The 20,798-nt window shown below is 68.5% G+C and carries 19 protein-coding genes, 1 tRNA gene and 1 pseudogene; 8 read left to right on the top strand and 13 right to left on the bottom strand.

The features are described 5' to 3' along the window. Positions 1-38: 38 nt before the first annotated feature. The 5 genes from ACEZDG_RS13295 to ACEZDG_RS13275 all read right to left on the bottom strand — a co-directional run bounded on the left by ACEZDG_RS13295 (position 39) and on the right by ACEZDG_RS13275 (position 5,824). A complete protein-coding gene (locus ACEZDG_RS13295) occupies positions 39-1,055 on the bottom strand; it encodes a helix-turn-helix transcriptional regulator (RefSeq protein ID WP_380507545.1) in 1,017 nt (338 codons plus the stop codon). Positions 1,056-1,415: 360 nt separating this feature from the next. Next, positions 1,416-2,516 carry a hypothetical protein gene (locus ACEZDG_RS13290; protein WP_380507542.1) on the bottom strand — a complete coding sequence of 367 codons (1,101 nt, stop codon included), beginning with the start codon at positions 2,514-2,516 and terminating at the stop codon, positions 1,416-1,418. Beyond that, entirely contained in the window at positions 2,513-3,622 is a 1,110-nt protein-coding gene (locus ACEZDG_RS13285) for a hypothetical protein (protein ID WP_380507539.1), read from the bottom strand. The genes ACEZDG_RS13290 and ACEZDG_RS13285 overlap by 4 nt, the downstream gene beginning before the upstream one ends. A 31-nt stretch (positions 3,623-3,653) precedes the next feature. Beyond that, entirely contained in the window at positions 3,654-4,775 is a 1,122-nt protein-coding gene (locus ACEZDG_RS13280; RefSeq protein WP_380507536.1) for a hypothetical protein, read from the bottom strand. Further along, a complete protein-coding gene (locus tag ACEZDG_RS13275) occupies positions 4,772-5,824 on the bottom strand; it encodes a hypothetical protein (protein WP_380507534.1) in 1,053 nt (350 codons plus the stop codon). Before ACEZDG_RS13275 ends, ACEZDG_RS13280 begins: the two co-directional genes overlap by 4 nt. Before the next feature lie 385 nt (positions 5,825-6,209). On the opposite strand from ACEZDG_RS13275, the gene ACEZDG_RS13270 reads away from it, so the two are divergent. Then, on the top strand, positions 6,210-7,016 hold the full coding sequence (locus tag ACEZDG_RS13270; protein WP_380507531.1) for an AfsR/SARP family transcriptional regulator: 807 nt from the start codon (positions 6,210-6,212) through the stop codon (positions 7,014-7,016). A 166-nt stretch (positions 7,017-7,182) separates the two neighbouring features. Here ACEZDG_RS13270 and ACEZDG_RS13265 read toward each other — a convergent pair whose 3' ends face one another. From ACEZDG_RS13265 to dnaK, 4 genes are all read right to left on the bottom strand, one after another. After that, on the bottom strand, positions 7,183-7,719 hold the full coding sequence (locus ACEZDG_RS13265; protein ID WP_380507529.1) for a heat shock protein transcriptional repressor HspR: 537 nt from the start codon (positions 7,717-7,719) through the stop codon (positions 7,183-7,185). A gap of 4 nt (positions 7,720-7,723) precedes the next feature. Continuing rightward, complete coding sequence (gene dnaJ / locus ACEZDG_RS13260) at positions 7,724-8,902, bottom strand: molecular chaperone DnaJ (RefSeq protein ID WP_380507526.1); 1,179 nt, start codon at positions 8,900-8,902, stop codon at positions 7,724-7,726. A gap of 99 nt (positions 8,903-9,001) precedes the next feature. Continuing rightward, positions 9,002-9,637, bottom strand: coding sequence for a nucleotide exchange factor GrpE (grpE, locus tag ACEZDG_RS13255; protein ID WP_380507523.1), 636 nt, complete (start codon positions 9,635-9,637; stop codon positions 9,002-9,004). Then, on the bottom strand, positions 9,634-11,499 hold the full coding sequence (gene dnaK / locus ACEZDG_RS13250; protein ID WP_380507520.1) for a molecular chaperone DnaK: 1,866 nt from the start codon (positions 11,497-11,499) through the stop codon (positions 9,634-9,636). The genes grpE and dnaK overlap by 4 nt, the downstream gene beginning before the upstream one ends. 283 nt (positions 11,500-11,782) lie before the next feature. Here dnaK and ACEZDG_RS13245 point away from each other — a divergent pair, with 283 nt between their 5' ends. From ACEZDG_RS13245 to ACEZDG_RS13235, 3 genes are all read left to right on the top strand, one after another. Further along, positions 11,783-14,014 (top strand): heterodisulfide reductase-related iron-sulfur binding cluster, encoded by a 2,232-nt coding sequence (locus ACEZDG_RS13245; RefSeq protein WP_380507517.1) that lies wholly within the window; start codon positions 11,783-11,785, stop codon positions 14,012-14,014. Positions 14,015-14,135: 121 nt separating this feature from the next. Then, complete coding sequence (locus ACEZDG_RS13240) at positions 14,136-15,083, top strand: Yip1 family protein (protein WP_380507515.1); 948 nt, start codon at positions 14,136-14,138, stop codon at positions 15,081-15,083. Positions 15,084-15,148: 65 nt separating this feature from the next. Next, a complete protein-coding gene (locus ACEZDG_RS13235) occupies positions 15,149-16,183 on the top strand; it encodes a metal-dependent hydrolase (RefSeq protein ID WP_380507512.1) in 1,035 nt (344 codons plus the stop codon). A gap of 411 nt (positions 16,184-16,594) precedes the next feature. On the opposite strand, the gene ACEZDG_RS13230 is transcribed toward ACEZDG_RS13235, so the two are convergent. Then, entirely contained in the window at positions 16,595-16,813 is a 219-nt protein-coding gene (locus tag ACEZDG_RS13230) for a hypothetical protein (protein ID WP_380507508.1), read from the bottom strand. A gap of 335 nt (positions 16,814-17,148) precedes the next feature. On the opposite strand from ACEZDG_RS13230, the gene ACEZDG_RS13225 reads away from it, so the two are divergent. Then, a tRNA-Gly gene (locus tag ACEZDG_RS13225) sits at positions 17,149-17,222 on the top strand. A gap of 60 nt (positions 17,223-17,282) precedes the next feature. On the opposite strand, the pseudogene ACEZDG_RS13220 reads toward ACEZDG_RS13225, so the two are convergent. The 3 genes and pseudogenes from ACEZDG_RS13220 to ACEZDG_RS13210 all read right to left on the bottom strand — a co-directional run. Beyond that, positions 17,283-17,961: pseudogene (locus tag ACEZDG_RS13220) on the bottom strand (FtsK/SpoIIIE domain-containing protein); the annotation flags it as partial. Then, positions 17,946-18,317, bottom strand: coding sequence for an SCO3933 family regulatory protein (locus ACEZDG_RS13215; protein ID WP_380507505.1), 372 nt, complete (start codon positions 18,315-18,317; stop codon positions 17,946-17,948). The pseudogene ACEZDG_RS13220 and the gene ACEZDG_RS13215, both read right to left, overlap by 16 nt. Positions 18,318-18,497: 180 nt before the next feature. After that, positions 18,498-19,286 carry a GntR family transcriptional regulator gene (locus ACEZDG_RS13210; RefSeq protein WP_380507502.1) on the bottom strand — a complete coding sequence of 263 codons (789 nt, stop codon included), beginning with the start codon at positions 19,284-19,286 and terminating at the stop codon, positions 18,498-18,500. Positions 19,287-19,369: 83 nt separating this feature from the next. Between ACEZDG_RS13210 and ACEZDG_RS13205 the strand changes: the two genes are divergently transcribed. The 3 genes from ACEZDG_RS13205 to ACEZDG_RS13195 are packed head-to-tail and all read left to right on the top strand — an operon-like array spanning position 19,370 to position 20,626. Beyond that, entirely contained in the window at positions 19,370-19,801 is a 432-nt protein-coding gene (locus ACEZDG_RS13205) for an NUDIX hydrolase (RefSeq protein ID WP_380507499.1), read from the top strand. 46 nt (positions 19,802-19,847) lie between these two features. Further along, positions 19,848-20,285, top strand: a complete 438-nt coding sequence (locus tag ACEZDG_RS13200) for an ATP-binding protein (protein ID WP_380507497.1) — start codon at positions 19,848-19,850, stop codon at positions 20,283-20,285. After that, positions 20,276-20,626, top strand: a complete 351-nt coding sequence (locus ACEZDG_RS13195; protein WP_380507494.1) for a hypothetical protein — start codon at positions 20,276-20,278, stop codon at positions 20,624-20,626. Before ACEZDG_RS13200 ends, ACEZDG_RS13195 begins: the two co-directional genes overlap by 10 nt. The last annotated feature ends 172 nt before the right edge of the window (positions 20,627-20,798 follow it).

The following is a 20,798-nucleotide window of genomic DNA, read 5'->3' as shown; positions in this document are numbered from 1 at the left end:
TGTCATCTAGTTACCAGCCGGTGGCATCTCGGTACGTATTACTCCTGCGTGGCCTGCTCAATCAGTCCGAGTTGGGCTGCTCTCACTCCTGCCTCGAACCGGCTTTCCACGCCTAGCTCGTGCATCAGCGTTGCGATATGGCGACGGCAGGTGCGGACGGACATGCCGAGACGGCGGGCGACCACCTCATCCTTGAGCCCCTGGCCAAGTAGCCCGAGGATGGCGCGGCGTAGGTCATCCGAGACGTTCTGGTAGCCGGGCCCCTCGGGGATGAAGGGGACGGCGCTGACCCAGAACTGGTCGAAAAGGGCGCACAGGAAGGAGATCAACACCGGTTCCCGGACCACCACGGCACCTGGTGCCTGATCGGAACGGCTGCGCTTGGGGATGAAAGCGACTTCACGGTCAAAGATGAACATGCGCTCGGCCAGTTGATCGGCCGTGCGTACCTGGGCGCCCGCCTCGACGATCGCCGACACGTAGGAGCGCATGCTCAACTGGGTCCTGGTGGTGTGCTGGTAGAGGACCCGAAAGCGGACCCCGCGGTTCACCGCCTCCAGTTCCTTGGGCAGTGCTCCCTGGAGAGCCACCGGATCGCGGTAGCCCCCCGGTTGGACCGTCAGCATCTCCTTGGTGCACTTTTCAGCGGCCTGGTTCACCAACCACTGGACCTCTGTGGGGTCGGAGACGATCTCCAGGCCACCGTCGACGGTCCCGGAGACTGTACGGCTGCTGTAGGCCGGCATGAGCCGAAGCAACTGCTCTCGAGTCGTTTCGACGGCGTTGCGGTAGGTCCGTATCGCTTCTTCCAGAGGCTCTGCGAGGTTCGCCGCCGCCCGCTCGGGGTTAACCGGTACCAGACGGCCCTCCTTGTCAGGTACTGGACTAAGCAGGCAGGATGCCAGTAGCTCGTCCCTGCACGCGGCGATCTCTTCATGACTCAGTCCAGTCGCCGATGCCGCAGCCTCCCACCGGAACTCGCTGTCGGCCAGGGCCCTCAGGTAGATGGCTATGGCACTGGGACTGAGATCTGGAGGAGAGGGCACGTCCACCATGTCTTTTTTATCCCCTCTTGTTGCGATTCGTTCTCTGGTCAAAAAGGGACCAGCAACTTGTTGCCATAGCCGAACAGTCAGACGATGGGCATCTTGTACATCATTGTGAGGGATGACCGCCCGGGTTGGGAGGCCGCGCCTTGTTTTGGGACCAAGGGGTCGACTCGCCCCGCTGATCCTCGATCGGAAAGGAGTGGTGCCATGCGTTCCTCGCGTCGCTTCATTCGTAGTGTTGCTCTTGCCGTCAGCATGTGCGCTGCGATCCTTCTGGTCGGCGCGGGTGCGGCATCGGCCGATACCGTATGGAACTCGAACGCCATGCGCGTTACCGCCGTGAATTCCCGGTAGAACGCGGCACTCCTACAACCTGTCCTCCTGCGGCTGACGCGCCCGCTCACGCCAGGCGGTCAGGTAGCCGTGCTGGAAGGGTGTGCTGGCCCCGAGCGCCTCGCGGTGCTGGGCCACCTTCTTGTTGATCGTCCGCGTGGTGACCTTCAATGACCGGCTGACCGCCTCGTAGTCGGCGCCGGCGATCAGCGCGGCGATGATCTGGTCGTGGAACGGACCGAGCTGGAAGGCCCTGGCCCGCTGCCAGTCCCGTTCGAAGTTGTGGACGAACGCGCCGACGGTGGCGGGATCGTCGGTTACCAGGGCCTGGACGAACCGCGTCAGCTCCGAGTGCTCGACCGGGCGCGCGTCGCGGACCTCGGCGACCAGCCAGGTCCGGTCGAAGCAGATCATCCGCAGGAACGGCAGATACGGCTCGTCCAGGATGCGGACCTCGGCCCCGGACGCGGTGGCGCCTTCCGCGAACTGGCTCAGGGGCTCGGGCGCCGTCAACGACTCCCGTCCGTAGATCGTGCGCATCCCCACTCCGCGGGCCAGCGCCTCGGCGGCGAGCCTGTTCCCATCGGCCACCGCGCCGGCCGGGCGCGGACCGGGCTGGGCGGTCAGGATCTCGTCGGTCGCCTGGCCGGTCAGCTGCCGTACGGCTTCGTTGATCGCGTCCAGTCCGGTCACGTACTCATGGCGCGTCCCGCGGACCTCATGGCTCCCGTAGTCGTAGGTCGACTTCAACCGGGCCAGCACGCCCGGGACCTGTCGTACCGTCTCAAGCTCGGCGAGGGCTTCGAGGTGCCTGCTCAAGGCCCGCTGACGGGCCTCGACGAGCCATACGGCCTCCAGGACGGCCGGATCCACCAGACGGTACCCCAGGGGCTGTGCAGGGTCGGTTTCCAGCAGCCCGACGTCCTGCAGCCGCAGCAGGGCCGGATCCTGCGGATCGAGCGGGGGAGCCTCCGGCTGCTGCCTGCCGTAGGCCGCACGGGCCCTTTGACTCATGCCGTCCCAGGCTGCCTGGGCGGTCCGCAGGTCCGCCAGACGCTGGTAGAGGTCGATCTCCTGCTGGGTCAGGAACGGTCGTGGTGCCTCGGGCTCCAGGGTGTTGTGGGGCGTGCTCATGCGGGGCTCTCCTCCTCCTGGTTCGGCAGCTCGCTCAAGGCCGTCAGATAGCCGTGTTGGAAGCCGGGGGCTGCGCCGAGGGCCGCGCGGTGGGCGGTGGCGTGCTTGGTGACGGTGCGGGAGGTGACGTTGAGCTGTTTGGCGATCGTCTCGTGGTCGGAGCCGGTTTTGAGGGCGCTGATGACGGCTTCCTGGATCGGACTCCGTTGCTCGGCCGGTGGTAGCAGGGTGAACGGTTGGGCTTGGGCCCAGTCGCGTTCGAAGTTGTGGATGAAGGCGGCGACGGTGGCGGGGTCGCGGGTGACCAGGGCCTGCGCGACGTGAGTGCGCGGGTCGTGCTCGGCCTGTTCCGGGTCGCGGGCCTCGGTCACCAGCCAGGTCCGGTCGATGCAGATCATCCGCAGAAACGGAATCGGCGCGTCCAGGACTCGGTACTGGGCTCCCCTGCTCGTCGCGGCCTCCACGATCTTCCGAGTGGTTTCCGAGTTACTGACAGACGTGCGCATGTAGAGGGAGCGCATGGCGACCCCGCGGTCCAAGGCCGCCAGGTCGCGACCGCTGGACGTCTTGAGGGACGATGCGCTGCGTTGACCGGGTTGGGCGGCCAGCACTTCCCGGCTGGCCCCCGAGACCAGCCGCTCCAGCACGTCGTTGATGGCTTCGATCCCGGTGACGTATTCGCGGCTGCTCTCGCCGTCTCCGCGTCGGCCGAAGGCATAGGCCGCTTGCAGTTCGGCGAGCACGCCGGCGCGCTGCTGGGCTGCCGCCAGTTCGGCGAAGGCCTCCTGGTGCTTGGCCAGCGCCCGTTCCTTGGCGTCATTGACCAACTCGGGTTCCAGCGTGACCGGTTCGACCAGACGGTATCCGCCCGGCTGGGAAGGATCCGCGGCCAGCAGCCCGAGAGCGAGCAGGCGTTGCAGGGACGGGTCGTCCGGCGACAGGTCCGGCGGTTCCGGGGCGGTGTATCCGAACGCCTGACGTTGTGCTGAACCGATGCTGCGCCATGCGGTATCCAGAGTCTGCAGATCCGCCAGGCTTCGGTACAGGTCGATCTCACCCTGCGTCAGCAGCGGCTGGTCCTCTGCTGACGTGCTCTCGTCCGACATGGGCACCTCTCAGATCACCTTCCTTGTTTGCTCAATGCGGGGCATCGTTCCGCTGCTGATCCAGAATCTCTTGGCGTCCCGTCAGATAGCCGTGCTGGAAGCCGGGGGCTGCGCCGAGGGCGGCGCGGTGGGCGGTGGCGTGCTTGGTGACCGTCCGGGAGGTGATGTTGAGCTGTTTGGCGATGGTCTCGTGGTCGGCGCCGGTTTTCAGGGCGTTGATGACGGCCTGTTGGATCGGGTTGCGTTGTTCGGCGGGCGGGAGCAGGGCGAGTGGTCGGGCCTGTGCCCAGTCGCGTTCGAAGTTGTGGATGAAGGCGGCGACGGTGGCGGGGTCGCGGGTGACCAGGGCCTGTGCGGTGTGGGTGCGCGGGTCGTGTTCGGCCTGTTCCGGGTCGCGGGCCTCGGTCACCAGCCAGGTCCGGTCGATGCAGATCATCCGCAGAAACGGAATCGGCGTATCGACGACACGGAATTGCGCGCCCCTGCTTGCCGCGGCTTCCACGTACTCCCGAATGGATTCCGGATCGCTGACGGATTGCTGCATGTACAAAGTACGCAGGGTCATTCCGCGGTCAAGCGCGGCTATGTCGCTGTTGAATCCCAGCTTGAGCGCCGATGCCCTGCGTCGGCCGGGCTGAGCTGTCAGCAGTTCCCGGCTTGCGTGGGAGATGAGCTGGTCCAGCAGGTCGTTGATGGCTTCGATCCCGGTCAGGTATTCGCGGTTTCCCTCGTTGCTCTCGCGCCGGCCGTGCACATAGGCGGCCTGGAGCTCGGCCAGGACGTCGGCGTGCTGCTGTGCTGTCGCCAGATCCGTGACCGCTTTCACCTGCCTGGCCAGCGCCTGTTCCCTGGCACTGTGGACCAGCGCGGGCTCCAGTGCGACCGGTTCGATCAGACGGTATCCGCCCGGCTGGGACGGGTCCTCGGCCAGCAGTCCGAGGGTGAGCAGGCGCAGCACCCTGGGATCCTCTGCCGAGAAGTGCGGCGGGTCGGGCGTGGTGTACCCGAAGGCCTGACGACGCACGGCGCCCAGGCTGCGCCAGGCCGTGTCGAGTGTCTGAAGATCCGCTACCTGTCGGTACAGGTCGATCTCGTCCTGGGTCAGCAGCGGCTGCCGCAGTCCTTCCACCCTGCCCCTGTCCGACATGCTCACTTCGGGTCACCTTCCTGCTGCGCCATCAGGTAGCCGTGCTGGAAGCCTGGCGCTGCGCCGAGGGCCGCTCGGTGGGCGGTGGCGTACTTGGTCACGGTGCGGGAGGTGATGTTGAGTTGCTTGGCGACGGCTTCGTGGTCGGCGCCGGTCTTGAGAGCAGCGACGACAGCGTCCTGGATCGGGTTCCGGCGTTCGCCGGTCGGGGACAGGACGAGCGGTCGGGCCTGCACCCAGTCGCGTTCGAAGTTGTGGACGAACGCAGCCACGATCGCGGGATCCCGCGTGACCAGGGCCTGGGCGGTGTGGGTGCGCGGGTCGTGCTGGGCCTGTTCCGGGTCGCGGACTTCGGTCACCAGCCAGGTGCGGTCGACGCAGATCATCCGCAGGAACGGAACCGGTGGATCGAGGACCCGGATCTGTGCGCCCAAGTTCACGGCGGTTTGCATATATGCGCGGAGGTGAGGCTCTTCGATGGCGGCGGATGTGTACAGGGTGCGCATGGCCACCCCCCGCTCCAGCGCTTTCAGGTCGCGGTTCTCTGCCAACTCGATAGTCGCGCTCCGCCGTTGACTGGGCTGGGCGGTCAGCAGTTCCCGGCTCGCGCGTGAAATGAGCTGTGTCAGCACATTGTTGATCGTGACGATCCCGGTGACGTATTCGTGGGTCCCCTCGTTGCTGCTGCGCCGGCCGTGGGCGTAGGCCGCCTGCAGTTCGGCCAGGACCTCGGTCCGCTGCTGCACCGCCGCCAGATCCGCGGCGGCCTCCTCCTGCTCGGCCACTGCCCGTTCCCTGGCCTGGTCGACCAACTCGTGCTCCAGCGTGAGCGGCTCGACCAGGCGGTGGCCTCCGGGTGCGGAAGGGTCCTTGACCAGGACACCGAGGGCCAGCAGGCGCAGCAGGGCGGGGTCGTCTGCGGCCAGGTCGAGCGGTTCCGGTGCTGCCAACCCGAGGGACTGCGACTCCGCCAGGCGTCGGTACAGGTCGATCTCCGACCGGGTCAGAAGTGGTCGCAGTGCCCGTATTGAATCGCTTTCATCAGATATGCCCACTCCATATTCCCTTCCTCTTCGTGAACGTTCAGGAACAGGAACACCGTAAGCACTTGCCGGTCATGTTGCGTGCATAAACAGTAGTGACTCACCACGTAGTCCGAGATTTCGGAACCGGAACACACCCGCGTACTGGTACCGACAATCCAGGAGTATCAGCCGTCAGGCGAACCCTGAAGAGCACATTTGTGTCATGGACACGTTGAGAATTGCTTGAGATGCGCGCAACGACCTGCTCCAGCGACGCAGGGCGTATGCCGACAGGGCTTCCAGCAGAGCTTTTGCTCGCGAATCCGGGGCCTGGAGAAAGAGAGAACCATTCATCCACTTCCCTGCTGGGAACACCGCTGGGGACACCGCTGGGACACTTGGAGGCGACACCGCTATGAACCCCGTCATGGCCTCGTTCCGCGACGTCAAGCCCCCGGAGCCGCTCTCGGGAACCGCCGGAGGGTTCGCCGTCCTGGGGCCGCTGGAGGTGCGCGTCAACGGACGGAGCATCGAGCTCGGGGCGCCCAGGCAACGTCTGCTCCTGGCGGTCCTGCTCAGCAACGTCAACCGCGCCGTGCCCGTCGGCGAACTCATCGAGGCACTGTGGGAGGAGGAGCCTCCGCGCACCGCACGCAAGAACCTCCAGGCCTACATCGCCAACTTACGCAAGGACGTCTGCGCCGGGGCCGGTGCGGCGTCCATCCTCCTGGACCAGGCCGGCTACCGGATTGCCGTCCCCTGGGGCCGGCTCGACGTCGAGCAGTTCGGGACGCTGGCCCGGGCGGGGTCCCACGAGGTGACGCACGGCGCCCTGCAGGCCGGCGTCCAGAAGCTACGTGCCGCCCTCGACCTGTGGCGGGGTCCGGCGTTCGAGGAGTTCAAGCACTCGCACCGGCTCCAGGAATCGGCCGCACGCCTGAACGCCCGCTACATCAGCGTGTTCGAGTCATGGGCGGAGGCGGAACTCGCGCTGGGCAATGCGGTCTCCGTCGTGGACCGTATCGGAGAGCTCGCGGAGCAGCATCTGCACCGGGAACGCCTCACCCTGCTCCGGATGACCGCGCTGCACCGCACCTGCCGCACGGGCGAGGCCCTTGGCGTCTACGACGATCTGCGCGACCGTCTGTCGCGCGACGGCCTCGAACCAGGCCTCCTGATCCGCCGGGTGCACCAGCTGATGCTCGCCGAGGCAGCCCGGTGACGGCGCCCGTGCCCCTGCGCCACCTGACCCCGAGCGCCTGGAGCGAATAGGTGACCCCGGCGGGAGGGTGGTGATCCTCCTGCCGGGGTCCGTGGGGCTGTGGGGCCTTCGGTCCGTGCTGCTGTTCCGCGCCTGCCGGTCCGCTGCTTCGCGCCCGCTGCCGGAACTACTCGCTGCGGCGGCGGGGGCGCCAGACCACCAGCGCGCTGCTCTGCTGCACCTGCTGGTACGGGACCAGGTCGCGGCGGTAGCTGGCGTGCACCGCGGCCTCGCGCTGCGTCGCCGCCGCGCCCGCGCTGGCGACCTCGCCCTGGAGCTCGGCCACCCGCGCCTGCAGCGCGCTGACCTGGTTCTCCAGCTCGATGATCCGCTTGATGCCGGCCAGGTTGATGCCGTCCTCCTGGGACAGCCGCTGCACCTCGCGGAGCTGCTCGATGTCCCGGGCGGAGTAGCGCCGGCCGCGCCCGGCCGTACGGTCGGGGCAGACCAGGCCGAGCCGGTCGTACTGCCGCAGCGTCTGCGGGTGCAGCCCGCTGAGCTGGGCGGCGACCGAGATGACGTACACCGGGGTGTGCTCGGTCAGCTGGTAGGCCGCACGGCCGCCGGAGGCGCCGCGCCCGCCGGGCAGGCCGACGCCGATTCCCACGCCGATCACCGGGCCCGGTCCGACCGGTCCGCCCGGTCCGTCTCCTCTGGCGTCCATCACCTCAGGCCTCCTCTGCAGCCTTGAACAGTGCAGCCCGCGGGTTCTCCGCAGTCGTCGCCTCGCGGTACTTCTCCAGTGCCGACAGCGCCTCGCCCTCGATCTCCTCGGGCACCGAGACCTCCACCGTCACCAGCAGGTCGCCGCGGGTGCCGTCCTTGCGGACCGCGCCCTTGCCGCGGGCCCGCATGGTCAGGCCGTTGGCGCTGCCCGGAGGGAGCTTCAGGGTGACCGGGGGGCCGCCCAGGGTGGGCACCCTGATGGTGCCGCCCAGAGCCGCCTCGGGGAAGGTGACCGGCACGGTGATCGTCAGATTGTCGCCCTTGCGGCCGAACACCGGGTGGTCCTGGACGTGCACGGTGACGTACAGGTCGCCCGGCTGGCCGCCGCGCTCGCCCTGGGCGCCCTTGGCCTTCAGCCGGATCCGCTGGTTGTCGGAGACCCCGGCCGGGATCCGCACCTGCATGGTGCGGGCCGAGGTGGCCCGCCCGCTGCCGTGGCAGACCTCGCAGGGGTCGTCGACGATCAGACCGCGGCCCTTGCAGTCGCGGCACGGGTCGGACAGGGCGAAGTTGCCCTGGCCGCGCTGGACATGGCCGGTGCCGACGCAGGTCGGGCAGACCCGCGGCGTGGTGCCGGCCTTGGCACCGGTTCCGGCGCAGGTCTTGCAGGCGGCCTGACTGGTCATCCGCAGCGGCACGGTGGTGCCCTCGACCGCCTCCATGAAGCTCAGCGTGACATCGGACTCGACGTCCGCGCCTCGCCGGGGCTGGGCGGTACGGGTACTGCCGCCGCCGCGGTTGAAGATCCCGCCGAAGACGTCGCCGATCCCGCCGCCGCCACCGAAGGTGCCGCTCTGGCCGCCCTGCTGGCCGCCGTTGAAGAGGTCGCCGAAGTCGAAGCCGAAGCCGCCGGTGCCGCCCCCGCCGGTGCGGAAGCCGCCGTTGGCGAAGAGCGCCCTGGCCTCGTCGTACTCCTTGCGCCGCTTGGTGTCCGAGAGCACGTCGTTGGCCTCGGAGATCTCCTTGAAGCGCTCCTCGGCCTTGGGATCGCCCTTGTTGGCGTCGGGGTGGAACTCCCGGGCCAGCTTGCGGTACGCCTTCTTGATCTCCGCGAGTGAGGCGTCCTTGGGCACACCGAGGACCTTGTAGTAGTCCTTCTCCACGAAGTCCTTGCTGCTCAACGGAATCGCCTCCTTCCCGCTCCAGTTGCCGTCACGGTGAGGGGACGGCGGGACCGCACTCCGGTACCACCGGTGTACGGCCCCACAGTCGCCCTCGGGTCAGTCCTCGTCGCCACCGTCGCCCTTGGCGTCGGCAGCGGCGTCGTTCGTCGCGTCCGCGGCGTCGGAGGAGCCGCCCGGCTCCGGCTCCGCCACGGCGACCCGCGCCGGACGGATGATCCGGTCGCCGATCTTGTACCCCGGCTGCAGGATCTGCACGCACGTGGTCTCGGTGACGTCGGACGAGTAGCTGTGCATCAGCGCCTCGTGCAGCGTCGGGTCGAAGGGCTCGCCCTGCTTCCCGAACTGCTGCAGCCCGAGCTTGGAGGCCACGGTCTCCAGCGACTCACCGACGGACTTGAACCCGCCGGTCAGCTCCTCGTGCTCACGCGCCCGGCCGATGTCGTCCAGCACCGGGAGCAGGTTCTCCAGGAGCGCGGCGACGGCGATCTCACGCACCGTCACCCGGTCCCGCTCGACCCGCTTGCGGTAGTTCTGGTACTCGGCCTGCAGCCGCTGCAGGTCGGCGGTGCGCTCGGCGAGCCCCTTGCGGGCCTCGGCCAGCTCCTTGGCCTGGGCGGCTGCGCCCTCGGCACCGGACGCCGCGGCCTCGGGGGCCTCGGCGGCCCCCTCAGCCTCGGCGGCGGAGTCGGCGCCGGGCTCCTTGGAGTCGCCCTGCGTCTTCTCCTCGGTCACTGTGCACCGCCCTCGCGCTTCTCGTCGTCGACGATCTCGGCGTCAACGACGTCGTCGTCGGCGGCGGCAGCGTCCTGCGGGGCGTCGGACGGGCCGCCGGCCGCGGCCGCGCCCTCTCCGGCCTGCGCGTACAGGGCCTGGCCGAGCTTCTGCGAGGTGGCCGAGAGCTTCTCGGTGGCCTCCCGGATCTCGGCCGAGTTCTCGCTGGTCTCGCCCTTCTTCAGGGTCTCCTTGAGCTCGGCGACCGCAGCCGCGACCTCGTCCTTGACGTCGCCGGGGACCTTGTCCTCGTTGTCCTTGACGAACTTCTCGGTCGTGTAGACCAGCTGCTCGGCGGTGTTGCGGGTCTCCGCGGCCTCGCGGCGCTTGTGGTCGTCCTCGGCGAACTCCTCGGCCTCGCGCATCATCCGCGCGATGTCCTCCTTGGGGAGGGCGGAGCCGCCGGTGACGGCCATCCGCTGCTCCTTGCCGGTGCCGAGGTCCTTGGCGGAGACGTGCATGATGCCGTTGGCGTCGATGTCGAAGGTGACCTCGATCTGCGGCAGCCCGCGCGGGGCCGGCGGCAGGCCGGTCAGCTCGAACATGCCGAGCTTCTTGTTGTACGCCGCGATCTCGCGCTCGCCCTGGTAGACCTGGATCTGCACCGACGGCTGGTTGTCCTCGGCCGTGGTGAAGATCTCGGAGCGCTTGGTCGGGATGGTGGTGTTGCGCTCGATCAGCTTGGTCATGATGCCGCCCTTGGTCTCGATACCGAGGGACAGCGGGGTGACGTCGAGCAGCAGGACGTCCTTGACCTCGCCCTTGAGCACGCCGGCCTGGAGGGTCGCGCCGATGGCGACGACCTCGTCCGGGTTGACGCCCTTGTTGGGCTCCTTGCCGCCGGTCAGGTCGCGGACCAGCTCGGCGACGGCGGGCATCCGGGTGGAACCGCCGACCAGGACCACGTGGTCGATCTCGGACAGCGCGATGCCGGCGTCCTTGATGACGTTGTGGAACGGGGTCTTGCAGCGGTCCAGCAGGTCCGAGGTCAGCTGCTGGAACTGGGAGCGGGTGAGCTTCTCGTCCAGGTGCAGCGGGCCCTCGGCGGAGGCCGTGATGTAGGGCAGGTTGATCGTGGTCTCGGTCGAGGAGGAGAGCTCGATCTTCGCCTTCTCGGCCGCCTCGCGAAGACGCTGCAGCGCCATCTTGTCCTTGGACAGGTCGACGCCGTGGCCGTTCTGGAACTGCTTCACCAGGTGGTCCATGACCCGCTGGTCCCAGTCGTCGCCACCGAGGTGGTTGTCGCCGTTGGTCGCCTTGACCTCGACGACGCCGTCGCCGATCTCCAGCAGGGACACGTCGAAGGTGCCACCGCCGAGGTCGAAGACCAGGATCGTCTGGTCCTCCTTGTCGAGGCCGTACGCGAGCGCGGCGGCGGTGGGCTCGTTGACGATGCGCAGGACCTTGAGGCCCGCGATCTCACCGGCCTCCTTGGTCGCCTGGCGCTCCGAGTCGTTGAAGTAGGCCGGGACGGTGATGACCGCGTCCTCGACCTTCTCGCCCAGGTACGCCTCGGCGTCGCGCTTGAGCTTCTGCAGGATGAAGGCGCTCATCTGCTGCGGGGTGAAGTCCTTGCCGTCGATGGCCACCTTCCAGTCGGTGCCCATGTGACGCTTGACGGACCGAATGGTCCGGTCGACGTTGGTCACCGCCTGGCGCTTGGCCACCTCGCCGACGAGCACCTCGCCGTTCTTGGCGAAGGCGACGACGGACGGTGTGGTCCGGGCGCCCTCGGCGTTGGTGATGACGGTGGGCTCACCGCCTTCGAGGACGCTGACGACAGAGTTCGTCGTACCGAGGTCGATTCCGACCGCACGAGCCATCGTGGAACCCTCCAGAGGGAAGTTGAGCTGAACAGGCTCAAGCATGCCTGCTGGATCCGATAACGTCAACAGAGGTGAGTGTTAGCGGCTCAACTTTATGCAGCCCCTACGCCGAATGGGGCGGCGCAGGGGCGGTGTGACCGGCCGCATAGTGCGCGGGGGCGGGGTGCGCGCGGTATCGTCCGCCTGATCGGGACCGGATCGGCACCCTGCGGTGACGGCTTAAGTTACCGGCCGGTACTATCGGTGGAACGCTATGCCGCCAGCCTTAGGAGACGGAGCGATGCAGCTCGCCGCGATCGTGATCTCACTGGTCACGACACTGGTCGGTACCGCGCTGGCCGCGCGCGCCGCCCTGTACATCTACACCTTCGTCAAGCTCGGCGCCGACGTCCCGGCCGGGGCCAGGACCGGGAACCCGGCGCAGCGGGTGAAGACGGTGGCCAAGGAGTTCCTCGGGCACACCAGGATGACCACCTGGGGCGTGGTCGGAGTGGCGCACTGGTTCGTCGCCACCGGCTTCTTCTGCCTGGTGCTCACCCTGGTCACGGCCTTCGGCCAGCTGTTCCAGGCCGACTGGTCGCTGCCGGTCATCGGTGACTGGTGGCCGTACGAGCTGTTCGAGGAGGTGGTCGGCCTCTTCACCACGCTGGGCATCCTCACCCTGATCGTGGTCCGGCTGCTGTCGCTGCCCGGGCGGGCCGGCCGCAAGAGCCGCTTCGCCGGGTCGATCGCCTGGCAGGCCTTCTTCGTCGAGTACGTGATCCTCGGCATCGGCATCTGCATCCTGGTGCTGCGCGGCCTGGAGGGCGCGCTGGCCGGCGTGCAGCACTACGAGGCGGCGTACGCGGTCAGCTACCCGCTGGTGCTGGCCTTCAAGGGGCTCAGCGCGTCCACGCTGGAGAACCTGATCTACTTCTTCGCGATGCTGAAGATCACGATCTCCTTCACCTGGGCGATCACCATCGGGATCAACCCCTCGATGGGCGTGGCCTGGCACCGCTTCCTGGCCTTCTTCAACATCTACTTCAAGCGCGAGGAGAGCGGCGAGGTCGCCCTCGGCGAGCTGCTGCCGATGACCTCCGGCGGCGCGCCGATCGACTTCGAGGACCCTGCCGACGACGCGGTGTTCGGCGTCTCCCAGGTCGAGCAGTTCTCCTGGAAGGGCCTGCTGGACTTCTCCACCTGCACCGAGTGCGGGCGCTGCCAGTCGCAGTGCCCGGCCTGGAACACCGGCAAGCCGCTGTCGCCCAAGCTGCTGATCATGAACCTGCGGGAGCACGCCTACGCCAAGGCGCCGTACCTGCTCGCCGGCGGCGGCAAGGACGCCGAGGGCAATGAGACCGCCACGGCGGAGCAGCTGGCCGGTGTGCCCGCGGCGGCGCTGGCCGAGGCCGAGCGCCCGCTGATCGGGACGGCCGAGGAGAACGGCGTCATCGACCCCGATGTGCTGTGGTCCTGCACCACCTGCGGCGCCTGCGTCGAGCAGTGCCCAGTGGACATCGAGCACATCGACCACATCGTCGACATGCGCCGCTACCAGGTGATGATCGAGAGCTCGTTCCCGACCGAGGCCGGGACCATGCTCAAGAACCTGGAGAACAAGGGCAACCCGTGGGGCATGGCCACCAAGGCCCGGCTCGACTGGGTGAAGGAGCTGAAGAAGGAGACCGGCATCGAGGTGCCGGTGATCGGCGAAGACATCGACCCGGCCGAGGTCGAGTACCTCTACTGGGTCGGCTGCGCGGGCGCGTTGGAGGACCGGGCGAAGAAGACCACCAAGGCCTTCGCCGAACTGCTGCACACCGCGGGCGTCTCCTTCGCGATCCTCGGCAAGGAGGAGTCCTGCACCGGTGACTCGGCGCGGCGGCTGGGCAATGAGTTCCTGTTCCAGATGCTCGGCGCGCAGAACGTCGAGACCCTGAACACGGTTCTCGAAGACGCCCCGGTCAAGCGGATCGTGGCCACCTGCCCGCACTGCTTCAACACCATCGCCAACGAGTACCCGCAGCTGGGCGGCCACTTCGAGGTGATCCACCACACCCAGCTGCTGCAGCACCTGATCGACGAGGGCAAGCTGGTCCCGGTCAACCCGGTCGAGGGTCTGATCACCTATCACGACCCCTGCTACCTGGGCCGGCACAACAAGGTCTACACCCCGCCGCGCGAGATCATCGCGTCCGTCCCGGGCCTGCGCAGCGAGGAGATGCACCGTCACAAGGAGCGCGGCTTCTGCTGCGGCGCGGGCGGCGCCCGGATGTGGATGGAGGAGCGGATCGGCAAGCGCATCAACACCGAGCGGGTGGACGAGGCGCTGTCGCTCAACCCCGACATCATCTCCACCGCCTGCCCGTTCTGCCTGGTGATGCTGTCCGACAGCGCCAACGGCAAGAAGAGCGAGGGCGCGGCGAAGGAGTCCCTGCGGGTGGTCGACGTGGCGCAGCTGCTGCTCGACTCGGTCAAGGCGGCCCCGGCCGCCCCGGCGGAGGAGCCCGAGCCCGCCCCTGCGGGGTAGGAGCCGGCGGTACGTCGGTAGTACGTGGTGTGCCCATGCTCGCGAAATGAGTATGGGCACACCTTGTGCATGCGATGGCCTTTCCCGGCGCCGGGGGAGTTGCTACGGGTACATTCGCCAAGTGGGTACCAATGGATTCAGGCTCAGGCGCAGTGAAGGCTCCCAGCGGAACGGGGCTTCGCCGAGGTCCCAGGGTGCTCCGCCGCCGCAGCATCCGCAGCAGCCCCCGTACCGGCCTCAGCCGCCGAGCGGTCTGACGCGCGACGACGACAACCCCGGCAGCACCCGTGCGTTCTCGGTCGACTCGGTCAACTCGGCCGACGGATACGGTCCCGGATATGGTCCCGCGCCGGACGGATACGGACCCGCGTCGGACGGATCCGGTCTCGGATACGGACCCGCGTCGGACGGATCCGGTCCCGGATACGGATCCGCGCCGGACGGCACGGCCGAGGAGTCACCGACCGCCGCCCGCGGCAATGTCACCACCTACCGGGCTGGCCAGCGCCACCCGCAGGTCAGCGGCGTACGGCTGGCCTGGCGCCCGCTGCTGGCCGGCATCTACCGCCACCCGGACCGGACCTTCGCCCAGATGCGCTGGCACCAGGTGTGGGCCCCCGCGCTGATCGTCTCCGCCGTTTACGGCGCGCTGGCGGTCTTCGGCTTCGCCGACACCCGCAGCCAGGTCCTGGACGCGACCTTCTCGATCGCGCTGACGATCATCATCTCCAGCGCCGTCGGCATCATCGTCGCCGGACTGATGTTCGGCGGAGTCACTCATGTGCTGGCCCGCAGGCTCGGCGGCGACGGCGCCTGGGCGCCCACCATCGGCCTGTCCATGATCATCACCTGGACGACGGACGCGCCAAGGCTGCTGTTCACCTTCTTCCTGGCCTCGAACAACGCCTTCGTCCAGCTGCTGGGGTGGGCGTCCTGGCTGCTCTGCGCGGGACTGCTGACGTCGATGGTCCGGCAACTGCACGACCTGCCCTGGGGCAAGGCGGCGGGTGCGGCGGCGCTGCAGCTGATCGCCCTGCTGATCCTGATCAAGCTGCCGATCCTGGGCTGACCGCGGCCATCAGGCAGGATGGATCTGTTCGTCCACCCCGTTCAGGTCCCGCTCAGGAGCCCCCCGTGCCCGTCCCCCCACCCCTCTCCGCTCCGCTTCCGCTGCCGGTTCCTCTCCCCGCCGACTTCCCCGGCGTGTCCACCCGGGTGAGCTTCCCGGGCGGGTCGGTCGAGGGCCGCTCGACCGTCCTCGCCGCCGTGCCGATCCCCGGTGGCGGCACCGAGGGAGCCGGCGGCTGGGCGGTGGTGACCGCCGAGACCCCGTTCCACCCGCTGGACCACAGCTGGCCCGACCAACCCGCCGACACCGGCACCCTCGGCGGCGTCCCGGTCCGCGACTGCGTCACCGGCGCAGTAGCCCTGGCAGGCGGGGTTGCGGACGCGGCCGGGGCGGCGGCCGGACCGACCGACGGTTCCGCTGCCCTGCCGACGGACGGGCCGACGGACGGTCTTCCGCCCACCGATACACCACCACTGCTGCTGCTCGGCGCGGACATCCCGGTCCGCCGCGGCGAGGAAGGCTGGGCCTGGCTGGTCGTCCATGTCACGGACCAGCCGGTGGCCGTCGGCACCGAGGTCGAGCTCCGGGTGGACGCCGACCGCAGGACCGCGCTGAGCGCCGCCCACACCGGCTGCCACCTGCTGGCGCTGGCCCTCAACGAGGCACTCGCCCCGCGCTGGCGCAAGGACCCAGGCCGCACCGACGCGCTGGGCCACCCGGACTTCGACAGCCTGGCGATGGACTCGTCCAGGATGGACGTCCACGCCAGCACCGACGTCTACCGGATCGGCAAGTCCCTCCGGAAGAAGGGCTTCACCTCCGACGACCTCGCCGCCGACCTGCCCGCGCTCACCGCCGCCGTCAACGAGCGGCTCGCCGCCTGGGTCGCCGCCGACGCACCGGTCAGGGTCGAGGCCCCCGGCCCGGAGCTCACCGCCCGCCGCCGCTGGGCCTGCGACCTTCCGGAAGGCCAGGCGTCCATCGCCTGCGGCGGCACACACCTGCACCACCTCGGCCAGCTCGCCGAACTCCGCACCGAACTACGCCTCAGCGACGACGGCACCGAACTCACCGCCACCACCACCCCCAAGCCCCGCTGACCTGCCCCGCGCTGAGCCGAGGCGGCCCGGCCCGAGCCGCTCCGGCCTGAGCCGGGCCGCCTCGCCCCGAGCCGGCCCGAACTGACCCGCCCCGCCCCGAACTGAGCCGTTCGAGCCGCCGCGCGTCCCGAAGCCGCCTGCGCTAAACCCCTGCCCTAAACCCCTGGCTGCCCGGCCTCGGCCGTACGACCCTGACCCCCGCCTGCCCGGCCCCCCGGCCGACCGTCCCCGGCCCTCCAGCTCCAACCCCTGGCGCCGACCCCTCCGATCCAGCCCCTCCGACGCCGCCCCTCATCCCCACCCCCGCTCCTCCGTCCCACCCCGAACGCGGGGGATACGCACACGGACGGGCTCCCGCCAGAATCCCCGGCAGGAGCCCGTCCACGTGTATGCCACAAGGGCGTTTGCCCATCAGGCGAGAAACTCCACAGCCTCCCGCCGCAGCGCCAGCTGAATCTGCTCACCGGTGAGGGTGCCCAGGTCGGCCGGCACGGAGCTCCGCAGTCTCGCGCACAGGGGACACCGGATGAGCCGCCCGGGGCCGATCCGTCCCGGCCCGAGATTCTGCAGTGGGAACGTGGCGGTACTGAACAGGTGCCCCTCGGCACAACGGACGACAGTGCGCTCCATTGCTTCCTTCCCCATCGGACGACTCGCCGCACCAAGATCCCGCACGGACAGCAGCTGACCTGGACCGACTCGCTGAGGTCTCCGGGTACCTGGCCGACTGCCTGCCCTGGGGGCACGGCGTTGTCACATTAGGGGATGTTCCGGACATCGCGCCCAATGACGCGCCGACCACGAGCACCTCGGGAACCGCCCGCCACACTATGCCCGTACGCCCGCGGTCCACCACTGCCACCCGGCAGTTCCAACCCGACCCGAGACTCCCCACGGGGCCGCTGCAACCGCCCGCGCCGATGGGGTAGAGTAAAGGCCGTCGGCCATACCTGACGGCTGATCACGCGGGTGTAGTTTAATGGTAGAACATGAGCTTCCCAAGCTCAGAGCGCGAGTTCGATTCTCGTCACCCGCTCCAGACAAAACCCCCAGGCCAACGGCCCGGGGGTTTCTTGTTGTCTAGACCTCTCTAGGTCCTGCGCACCAGATCCGCACCAGCTGGCTCCACCGGCGGCGCGACGCCGGTCGACCGGATCGCCTCCAGCCTGGCCACCAGGTGTCGAAGGTGCATGGACTTGCCGGACAGCGTCGCACCGAGTGTGAGCTGATGGGGAACCGCCTGATAGTCCCGGACAAACGCGGTGCCATCCCCCCTTGTAAGACCACTGGCACCTTGAGGAAGGAGGCCGCGGACCGCCGGGGCATCCGCGCGCCCTCCGTAGGACGTCGAAGCCGACCAAGCGCAGCTCGACCACGCCTGGCTTGATCTCCGAGACATACACGGCCTGAACACCCCAGGCGTGCCGGAGGCGTTCGGCCGCAGCTGCGACATCCGCAGGTTCCTGGCCCGGTGCCAGGCGCAGGCGGACGCGCATGCCGGTCGAAGTGGGGCGGATGAGCCCGCGTCGCGGCGGTACCGGTCGGACGCCGCGGCGAGTGGTGGACCGGACCGCCAGGGCCCGCAGCCGGGACGGCGCCACAGTCAGCCCGCAGGCGTCCATGACTGACGCGTAGGAGTCGAGTAGGCGAGCCGTGGAGATCGGCAGTCCGACCGTGCACCAGTAGGCGGAAGGGTTTCGAGCCCGGAGGTAGGCGGCCCCGCCACCGAATGCGGCGACCGGACCACCCACCTCCATGAGCCTCAGGAGCTCCGACATGTCGTCAGGCCCCCCATGGCTATTGGGAACGTACCGGCCATCACGGCAGTGGCGCGGAACGCGATGCCGTGCCGCTGCTGACCGTTGAACGTGCTCTCCCACGGCCGGGCCACCAGGCCGGGGAGCGAGACCGGAGCTCCAAGCGCCAGCCCGTCCCCCACCCCGCTCTCGGGGATGGCGACCTTGAGGAGGGAGGACTCGCCGTCCTCGATGTAGACGACGCCCACTGTCTTCAGGGTCTCGCCGCTGACGGCGTCCTTGGCGACCTCACCGGTCTGACGGTCCTTGACCTTCGTCTCGGGGGCCTCGGTCGGCAGGATCGTGGCCGCGGAGGTTTCAGCTCGGATGGAACGCAACGCATTCTCCTCGTCAAGACGGCTGCTCGTCTATATGAGTAGCTCTGATTGCACTCGCTGAAGCGGCTGCGAGAACCACTGCGCCATAGAAGTGGGCCACTCGTCTACATGAGTTTGCGTATTGTCGTGTACGAGTTCTGGACGACAACACCAGGCATGCGTCAGCGACCCCATCCACCCTCAGGTGGCTGGCAGTTGGTAGGCCAGGACGTAGGCGTCAGCAGCCATCAGCGTGTCGCAGACCTCCACCGGGCGCCCTTCGGTGTCATATGCCGTGCGGATGAGGTGGATCACCGGCACCCCGGAGGCGAGTCGCAGAGTCTTGGCTTCTTCCGGAGAGGGCATCCGGGCCCGGATCTCTTCTTCGAAGTGGTCGAGGCGGTGGCCGAGCTCTTCGAGCCGCGCATAGATGCCGCCGGGGCCGGGGTTGGGCTCGGCGATCGGGGTGTTCCGCGCCAGGTTAAGCGGGAGGTAGGAGACGGCGAACTCGACCGGCCGCCCGTCGAGCAGGTAGCGGCGGCGGCGCGCCAGTACCTTGCGAGCCCCTCCCAGGCGAGTGGCGATGTCCTGCGAGGGCCTCTCCTCCCGCACCACCAGGTCGTCAACCTCGGGACGGCTTCCTACCGCTTCCGCCTCCACGGTGAAGGCGGACTTGCCTTGCTCGCGGTGCCGACGGGCGAAGCGGTCCGAGGCCAGCCGGCGCACTGGGGGACGTGGTCGGACGAAGACGCCCTTCCCATGCTCGGAGACGACCAGTCCCTCGCCCTGTAGGAGGGAGATGGCGTTGCGGACGGTCATCCGCGACGCGCCGTAGTGGTCGATCAGCTCGGTCTCAGAGGGAAGCTTGTCACCCTCGGCAAACCGACCCTTGTCGATCGCTTCGCGGAGCTGGTCGGCGATCTGCCGGAACACGGCGCGATCACTGGTCGAGTCCAGTGCGCCGAGCAGGCCGGTGGAGCGAGGCGGCATGGGCACTCCTTTAGGTATCTAGACGAGCAGCTGAGTTTTGTTGCTACGGTGGAGAGCCTAGTTATTCGAGGGGACCGAGGAACGTGAACGCTGATCGCCCTCACTCCGTCAGTGTCGCCGGGGTCGTCATCGACGACCAGGGCCGCGCGTTGTTGGTCCAGCGGCGGGACAACGGCCATTGGGAGCCGCCGGGCGGCGTGCTGGAGCCCGACGAGACGATCCCCGACGCCCTCATGCGTGAGGTGTTGGAGGAGACCGGCATCAAGATCGCTCTTCCGGCCACCCTCACCGGCGTGTACAAGAACATGACCGGCCTGATCGTTTCCCTGGTCTTCCGCTGCGAAGCGATCGACGGCAATCTGACCACTGGCGACGAGACGCGCGCCCTTCGCTGGGCCACCCGCGACGAAGTCGCCGATCTTGCCGATGAGGCATACGCCATCCGCGTCCTGGACGCGCTGGATGCCACATCCCCGCCCGCAGTCCGGGCGCACGACGGCATCAAACTCATCTAGCTCGGATCGACTACCCATGGCGGCCTACCAGCGTAAAGGAACTTGTATGGACGAGTATATGAGTAACCCACGGGTCTGGGGGCTCAGTTGTCCAGGATTGCCCGAAGAAATCGGCCGGGCCCGCCGCTGGGTACGCGAAATCCTCGGTGAGCGGCCGTGTGCCGAGGACGCCGCGCTGATCGTGAGCGAGCTGGGCACCAATGCGCTTCGGCACACTGCCAGCGGACGCCCCTGCGGCACCTTCCACGTGGTGATGGCCCTGTCCAGCCACGTCCTCGCCATCTCTGTGACTGACGACGGACAGGCGGACACCACCCCGGAGATCAAGCGACCCGGCCCCGAGGCGACACAGGGGCGGGGGCTCGGCATGATCTCGGCTCTGACAGCGCACATCGACGTCCGCTCCGGTCCTCAGGGCCAGACGGTGACGGCAGAGCTGACCATGGAGCCCAAGCCCACGAGGGACGGTGTGGCGTGCTGCTGACCCTGGACCGACTCCACTGGTTACGCGAACCGCCGCTCAGCACCGGTTACTGGTGTGAGGCACTCGCCTACACGCCCCACGATGACCGAAGCTTCTGGCTCGGCTCGACCAGCACGCCGAGTCCGCGCCTGGCCCTGCGCTGGCTCCGTGAGCGGACCAAAGACGTTCTCGATCAGCTCGACGCCGCTGCCGCTTGGCCGGCACATGAATGGCTCGACGACCACGCGGAGCACGAACGAGCGCTCTCCAGCCTGGCGTGCGGCGAGATGTACTCCCTCTCCATCCGCGAAGACACCACGCGCTACATTCTGTCGGCCCGCCCCACCAGGAGCACCCCGTGACCACGATCGACACAGTGACGACGACCTACCGCGGCTTCTGGTGTGAGTGCTGGACGAACAGTCCGACCACCGGAGAAGCCCCCGCCCTTCTCGCGTGCTTCAGGACGACCACCGCCGCTCAAGCCGTCCGCTGGATCCGGTTGGCACTCCGAACCATGGCCCCGGCTCTCGA

The sequence above is a fragment of the Streptacidiphilus alkalitolerans genome, assembly GCF_042511045.1.
In the GTDB taxonomy this organism is placed as follows: domain Bacteria; phylum Actinomycetota; class Actinomycetes; order Streptomycetales; family Streptomycetaceae; genus Streptacidiphilus; species Streptacidiphilus alkalitolerans.
The sequence above is the reverse complement of the archived record's forward strand: the minus strand, read 5'-3'. Positions and strand labels throughout refer to the sequence as shown.

What these genes read in the sequence shown, in the direction of transcription:
- ACEZDG_RS13295 (WP_380507545.1), bottom strand. Translation starts at nt 1,055, where the DNA reads ATGGTGGACGTGCCCTCTCCTCCAGATCTCAGTCCCAGTGCCATAGCC.
- ACEZDG_RS13290 (WP_380507542.1), bottom strand. Translation starts at nt 2,516, where the DNA reads ATGAGCACGCCCCACAACACCCTGGAGCCCGAGGCACCACGACCGTTC.
- ACEZDG_RS13285 (WP_380507539.1), bottom strand. Translation starts at nt 3,622, where the DNA reads ATGTCGGACGAGAGCACGTCAGCAGAGGACCAGCCGCTGCTGACGCAG.
- ACEZDG_RS13270 (WP_380507531.1), top strand. Translation starts at nt 6,210, where the DNA reads ATGAACCCCGTCATGGCCTCGTTCCGCGACGTCAAGCCCCCGGAGCCG.
- ACEZDG_RS13265 (WP_380507529.1), bottom strand. Translation starts at nt 7,719, where the DNA reads ATGGACGCCAGAGGAGACGGACCGGGCGGACCGGTCGGACCGGGCCCG.
- dnaK (WP_380507520.1), bottom strand. Translation starts at nt 11,499, where the DNA reads ATGGCTCGTGCGGTCGGAATCGACCTCGGTACGACGAACTCTGTCGTC.
- ACEZDG_RS13245 (WP_380507517.1), top strand. Translation starts at nt 11,783, where the DNA reads ATGCAGCTCGCCGCGATCGTGATCTCACTGGTCACGACACTGGTCGGT.
- ACEZDG_RS13230 (WP_380507508.1), bottom strand. Translation starts at nt 16,813, where the DNA reads ATGGAGCGCACTGTCGTCCGTTGTGCCGAGGGGCACCTGTTCAGTACC.
- ACEZDG_RS13210 (WP_380507502.1), bottom strand. Translation starts at nt 19,286, where the DNA reads ATGCCGCCTCGCTCCACCGGCCTGCTCGGCGCACTGGACTCGACCAGT.
- ACEZDG_RS13200 (WP_380507497.1), top strand. Translation starts at nt 19,848, where the DNA reads ATGGACGAGTATATGAGTAACCCACGGGTCTGGGGGCTCAGTTGTCCA.